Below are 6,309 nucleotides of genomic sequence, written 5' to 3'. Positions count from 1 at the left end.
ACTGCGTGCCGTCGATCATCACCAAGATGACGCTCGATTTCGGCTTCGTCATCCTCATCGCCTCGTCGCTCTCCTTCCTCGGCCTCGGCGTCCAGCCGCCGACCCCGGACTTGGGCTCGATGGTGTCGGACGGCGCCAAATACCTGCCTGACAGCTGGTGGCTCACCGTATTCCCCGGCCTCGCCATCCTCGTCGCCGTCTTCGGCTTCAACCTGATCGGCGATGCCTTGCGCGAAATCCTGGGGGTCGACCAATGACCGTACCGACACTCAGGATCGACAACCTGCGCCTCGGCTTCAAGACCTGGTCGGGCATGAGCGAAGTGCTGCACGGCATCTCGCTGCATATCAGGAAGGGCGAGCGCGTCGCACTTGTCGGCGAAAGCGGTTCCGGCAAGTCGGTCACCGCCCGCATCGTGCTCGGCATGCTGCAATCCCTCAGGACCGCGCGCATTTCCGGTACGGTCGAATTCGAAGGCACGGATCTGGAAAAGCTCAGCTATGCCGACCGCCACAAGCTGCGCGGCACCAAGATGTCGATGATCTTCCAGGACCCGACCTCGTCGCTCAATCCGGTCTACACCATCTTCACCCAGTTCAAGGAAGTGCTCGAACGCGCCGAGCCCGGCATTTCCAATGACGCCGCCCGCCGCAAGGCTTCGGAAGCCTTGAAGGATGTCGCAATCACCGAACCGGACCGGGTGCTCGATTCCTACGCCTTCCAGCTCTCCGGCGGCATGAACCAGCGCGTCATGATCGCCATGGCGCTGGTCAACAATCCCGCTTTGCTGCTCGCCGACGAGCCCGGCACGGCGCTCGACGTCACCGTCCAGGCCCAGACGCTGAAGCTGATGTCGGAGCTGGTCGAGAAGCACCACACCGCAGTGCTGTTCATCTCGCACAATCTCGGCGTGGTGCGCGAATTCGCCGACCGCGTCTATGTCATCTACAAGGGCAATATCGTCGAGCAGTGTTCGACCGAAAGATTGTTCGCCGCGCCGCAGCATCCCTACACCAAGGCGCTGCTCGCCGCCGTGCCGCGCATCACCGGCGGCGGCATTCCCGACATTTCCGACGATCCCGCGACATTCCTGGCGCCGCTCGTCGCACACACCGGCTTCAGCGAGAAGGAGTTACTCTCATGAGCAAGCTTCTCCGGGTCGTGGATGTCTCCAAGCAATTCTCCGTCAACGGCCGCAAGGTCCAGGCGCTCGACCACGTCTCCTTCGACGTCGAGCAAGGCGAATGCCTGGCGATCGTCGGTGAATCCGGCTCCGGCAAGTCGACCATTGCCAATATCATCCTCGGGATCTACGCTGCCACCTCCGGCCGCCTGATCTTCAGGGATAAGGACCTGCCGGCGAAACGCGAGAAGGACCATCGCCGTGCCATCCAACTGGTGCAGCAGAACCCACTGTCCTCGCTCAATCCCCGCCGCTCCGTCGGCGCCTCGCTCAGGCTGGCGCTCGATGTTCACGATATCGGCGACAGGGCGGGCCGGGCGAAACGGACCGAAGAGCTTCTGGAGGAAGTAGGCCTCCCCACCGATTTCCGGACGCGGTCCCCTTCCGCTCTGTCCGGAGGTCAGCGTCAGCGCGTGGCGATTGCCCGCGCGCTGGCCTGCCAGTCCGAGCTCGTCGTGCTCGACGAGCCGACCTCGGCGCTCGACGTGCTGGTCCAGGCCCGGGTGCTGAAGCTCTTGAAAGACCTCAAGGACAAACGCGGCCTGACCTATGTGTTCATCACCCATGACCTCTCGGTCGTGCGCAACATCGCAAACCGCGTCGCCGTGTTCGAAAAGGGCAAGCTGGTCGAGCTTGGCGACACCGACGCGATCTTCGAACATCCCGCCCACCCCTATACGCGCCGCCTGATCGGCGCAGTCCCCGTCGTCAGCCGAGAGGAAGCGGCCCTGCGCGACAGCATTATGGAGAATGGAAATGCCTGATTACGAGAATTTCGTCGCCGCCGTCGCGGAGACCGGCCAGCCCCAGAAGGCCTTCGCGGCGCTGGAACAGCTGACCCGTGACCTCGTCGGGGTAAAACTCTTCACCGTCATGACCAGCGACACCAACAAGAAGCTTGCCGAGCGCGTCTATTCCAACATGCCCGATGCCTATCCGGTCTCCGGCACCAAGCCCTATAACGAGACCTACTGGTCCGACATCACGCTGAAGCAGAAGCGCACCTTCGTCGCCAACACCATCGAGGACATTTCCAAGGTGTTCGACGACCATCCGCTGATCAAGTCGCTCGGCTGCGAGAGCGTCATCAACGTGCCGATCACCGTCGACGGCCTAGTCATCGGCACGATCAACTGCCTGCACGAGGAAGGTTTCTACACCGAAGACCGCGTCAAGGCCGCCGAAGCGCTAAAACTGCCCGGCACCGTCGCCATGCTGCTTTTGGCAAAATCCCGGGAGGCTGATCAAGCCAAGGAGACGGGCGTATGAGCACGAAAACCATCCGCGTCGCCACCGATGTCGGCGGCACTTTCACCGATCTCGTCTGCTTCGAGACCGATCACGCAACCGGACAGTCGCGGGTGACGACCGCCAAATCCGACACGACGCCGCCCAATTTCGAAGAGGGCGTGCTCAATGTGCTGGAGAAGGGCGGCGTCGACCCGAAATCGGTGGATTTCCTCGCCCATGGCACCACCGTCGTCATCAATGCCCTGACCGAGCGCAAGGGCGTCAAGGTCGGCCTGATCACCACCGAGGGCTTTCGCGATTCACTCGAAATCGCCCGCGGCAACCGGCCGGATTTCTTCAACCTGCATTACCAGAAGCCCGAGCCCTTCGTGCCACGCTATCTGCGCCGCGAACTACCCGGCCGCTTCAACTATCATGGCAAGGAATTGAAGCCGCTCGATCTATCCGGCCTGCCGGAGATCCTTGCGGGCTTCAAGGCAGAGGGCGTGCAGGCGATCGCCATCTGCTTCCTGCATTCCTATGCCAATCCCAGCCACGAGCAGGCGACGCAGGCCGAGGTGCAGCGCCTCTGGCCGGGCATTGCCACCGTCTCCTCGCACCAGATCACCCGCGAATGGCGCGAATATGAGCGCACCAGCACCACCGTGCTCTCGGCCTATGTGCAGCCGGCCGCCGAACGCTACCTGCAGCGCTTGAACCAGGGCCTGTCGACCAAGGGTTTCGATGGCAACCTGTTCATCATGCAGTCGAACTGCGGCGTCGATTCACTCGAAAGCGTGTCGAAAATCCCGATCACCATGGTCGAAAGCGGCCCGGCCTCTGGCTTCTGGGGTGCGGCCGAACTCGGCAAGCTGATCGGCGAGAAGAATGTCCTGGCGCTCGACATCGGCGGCACGACGGCGAAATGCTCGCTGATCGAGGACGGCAAGGTCAGGATCATGACCGATTACTGGATCGAGCGCAGCCGGCTCTCCTCCGGCTATCCGATCATGGTGCCGGTGGTCGACCTGGTCGAGATCGGCAATGGCGGCGGCTCGATCGCCTGGGTCGATGATTTCGGCAAGCTGCATGTCGGCCCGCAATCGGCCGGCGCCATGCCCGGCCCCGCCGCCTATGGCCGCGGCGGCACCAAGGCGACCACCACCGACGCCAATCTCTGGCTCGGCCGCATCAACCGCGACTATTTCTGCGGCGGCGCCATCAATGCCGACATGGTCTCGGCGGAAAAGGCGCTCAACGACGTCGCCGAAAAGCTCGGCGGCAGCGCCGACGACGTGGCGCGCGGCATCATCCGCATCGCCAACAACAACATGGTCAATGCGCTGAAGCTGGTATCGCTCAACCGCGGCCACGATCCACGCGACTTCACGCTCGTCGCCTTCGGCGGCGGCGGCGGCATGCATGCCGTGGCGCTGGGCGTCGAACTCGGCGTCAAGAAGGTCGTCATCCCCGCCGGCGCCTCGGTGTTCTCGGCCTGGGGCATGATGATGTCGGACCTGCGCCGCGACTATTTCATGACCAAGCTCGCCGATCTCAGGACCGGTGCGGCCCAGGTGATCGAAGGCGTGTTCACCGAAGCCGAAGCGCTGGCGCTAAAACAGTTCGGCGAGGAAGGTGTGGCCAGGGACAAGGTGAAGTTCCTGCGCTACGGCAAGTTCCGCTACCAGAACCAGGAACACACGACCGAGGTCCTCGTCGAAGGCGAAGTCACCGACGCGCGTCTGGCGGCCATTGAGACCGCTTTCCACGAGACCTATGAGCGCGAATATACCTATCGCCTCAAGGCCCCGGTGGAACTGGTCGGCATCCATCTCGTCGCCTCCGCCGAAGTCGGCAAGCTGACGATGAAGGAACAGAAGAAAGGCTCAGCCGATGCCTCGCCGGCGCTGAAGGGTGAACGCGATGTGGATTATGCGCTCGAAGGCATCCACAGGGCGAAAATCTACGACGGCAAGAAATTCACCCCCGGCATGACTTTTACCGGCCCGGCCGTGGTCGAGGACCCCGGTACGACCATCGTCATCCATCCCGGCAACCGCGTCGAAGTCGATGGCTTCGGCAATATCCACATCCATCTCCAGGGAGCGTGACAATGACAGAAATTTCCCACGATCCAATCACGCTGGAAATCATCCAGAACTCGCTGCAGGCCACTGCCGACGAGATGTTCGCCGCGATGAAGAAGACGGCGATGAGCTCGATCATCTATGAAGTGCTCGACATGGGCACCGGCATCACCGACGCCCAGGCCCGCCTCGCCTCCTCCGGCGCCGGCATTCCCGGCTTCATCGGCGTGCTCGACAAGGCGGTAAAAGTGCTGGTGAAGAAATTCGACAAGCCAGGCGATATCGAGCCCGGCGACGTCTTCATCACCAACGACCCCTATTATGGCGGCGTCACCCATCTCAACGACCTCGTCGTCTGCATGCCGGTTTTCGCCGAGGGCCGGATCATCGCCTGGACCGCCAACATCGCCCATAATTCCGATGTCGGCGGCAAGTCGCCGGGGTCGCTGTCGGCCGATGCGACGGAAATCTTCCAGGAAGGCATTCGCCTGCCGGCGATCAAGATGATTTCGAAGGGCGAGCCGATCCCCGGCATTTTCGACATCATCACCGTCAATTCCCGCATGCCGGATTTCCTCGAAGGCGATCTCTGGGCGGCCATCGCCGCCGTCCGCATCGGCGCCAGGCGCCTCGTCGACCTCGCCACAAAATATGGCGTCGACACGTTCGAGGCGGCCATGGCCGGCTTCATGGACCATGGCGAGAAGGTGGCGCTCGCCGCCCTTGCCGACCTGCCGCACGGCACGTTCGAACTGACCGAAGAGCAGGACGACGGCCGCATGTTCAATGTCAAGGTGACGATCTCCGACACCGAATTCGTCGTCGACCTCCGCGACAATCCCGAACAGGATCGCGGCCCCTCCAATGCCGGCTATGACGATACGCTCGTCTCGATGCAGGTGATCTTCAAGGCGCTGACCGCCCCGGATTCACCCGCCAACGAAGGCTCGTTCAGGCCGCTCCGGCTGCTCACCACCGAAGGCACCACCTTCCACGCCAAGGAACCCGCCGCCGTCGGCTTCTACTACGAACTCGGCATCCGCGGCTATGACCTCGTCTGGCGCTGCCTGGCGCCGCACATCCCCGAAAAGCTGCCGGCCGGGCATTTCTCCTCGATCGCCGGCACCTTCATCGGCGGCATCCATCCCGATACCGGCCGGCAATATACGATCATCGAGCCGCAGATCGGCGGCTGGGGCGCCTCGAAAGGCCGCGACGGCAACAGCGCCATCTTCTCCGCCGTCCATGGCGAGACCTACAATTGCCCGGCCGAGATTTCCGAAGCCCGCAACGGCCTGTTCGTCGACCGCATGGAGCTCAACACCGATCCGGGCGGCGAAGGCCAATGGTCCGGCGGACACGGCATCCGCATGGATTACCGCATCCGCCGCGACAATTCCTTCCTCACGCTGGGCTACACCCGCTCCCGCATCGTCCCCTGGGCGCTCGACGGCGGCGAGCAAGGCACCGGCAATTACTGCCTGGTCATGCGCACCGACGGCACCCAGGAACGCTACGCCTTCGGGTCGGGTATCCGCGTCGATACAGATGACGTCATCCGCATCATCACTGGGGCCGGTGGTGGTGTCGGTGATCCCAGGGAGCGTGATGTGGAAGCGGTCCAGCGGGACATCAAGAACGGGATGATCACGCCGGAGCGGGCGAAAGCGGTGCATGGGGTGGGCTGAGGCGCCGTCAAGCCGCCTCTTAACGAGAGGGTATCGCCAGAGACACCCCCCTCTGTCCTGCCGGACATCTCCCCCTCAAGGGGGGAGATTGGATGGGGGCAGGGGAGATTGGATGGGGGCA

General features: G+C 63.1%; 6 protein-coding genes. All 6 read left to right on the top strand.

Translation table 11 applies throughout. From position 1 onward, the window contains the following. Positions 1-257, top strand: a 257-nt coding sequence (locus tag AC1D06_RS41380) for an ABC transporter permease (protein WP_477991265.1), incomplete at its 5' end; no start/stop codon positions are given. Further along, positions 254-1,144 (top strand): ABC transporter ATP-binding protein, encoded by an 891-nt coding sequence (locus AC1D06_RS41375; protein ID WP_477991263.1) that lies wholly within the window; start codon positions 254-256, stop codon positions 1,142-1,144. The genes AC1D06_RS41380 and AC1D06_RS41375, both read left to right, overlap by 4 nt. Then, positions 1,141-1,947 (top strand): ABC transporter ATP-binding protein, encoded by an 807-nt coding sequence (locus AC1D06_RS41370; protein ID WP_477991261.1) that lies wholly within the window; start codon positions 1,141-1,143, stop codon positions 1,945-1,947. The genes AC1D06_RS41375 and AC1D06_RS41370 overlap by 4 nt, the downstream gene beginning before the upstream one ends. Further along, positions 1,940-2,452 (top strand): GAF domain-containing protein, encoded by a 513-nt coding sequence (locus tag AC1D06_RS41365; protein ID WP_477991259.1) that lies wholly within the window; start codon positions 1,940-1,942, stop codon positions 2,450-2,452. Before AC1D06_RS41370 ends, AC1D06_RS41365 begins: the two co-directional genes overlap by 8 nt. Then, positions 2,449-4,524, top strand: coding sequence for a hydantoinase/oxoprolinase family protein (locus AC1D06_RS41360; RefSeq protein ID WP_477991258.1), 2,076 nt, complete (start codon positions 2,449-2,451; stop codon positions 4,522-4,524). The genes AC1D06_RS41365 and AC1D06_RS41360 overlap by 4 nt, the downstream gene beginning before the upstream one ends. Before the next feature lie 2 nt (positions 4,525-4,526). After that, the gene (locus AC1D06_RS41355) at positions 4,527-6,188 is read left to right on the top strand and encodes a hydantoinase B/oxoprolinase family protein (protein ID WP_477991256.1); all 1,662 of its coding nucleotides are present in this window, start codon (positions 4,527-4,529) and stop codon (positions 6,186-6,188) included. The last annotated feature ends 121 nt before the right edge of the window (positions 6,189-6,309 follow it).

This window comes from Rhizobium sp. P2_G2 (assembly GCF_056403555.1).
Note: the sequence above shows the minus strand (reverse complement) of the source record. Positions and strands in the feature narration are given on the sequence as shown.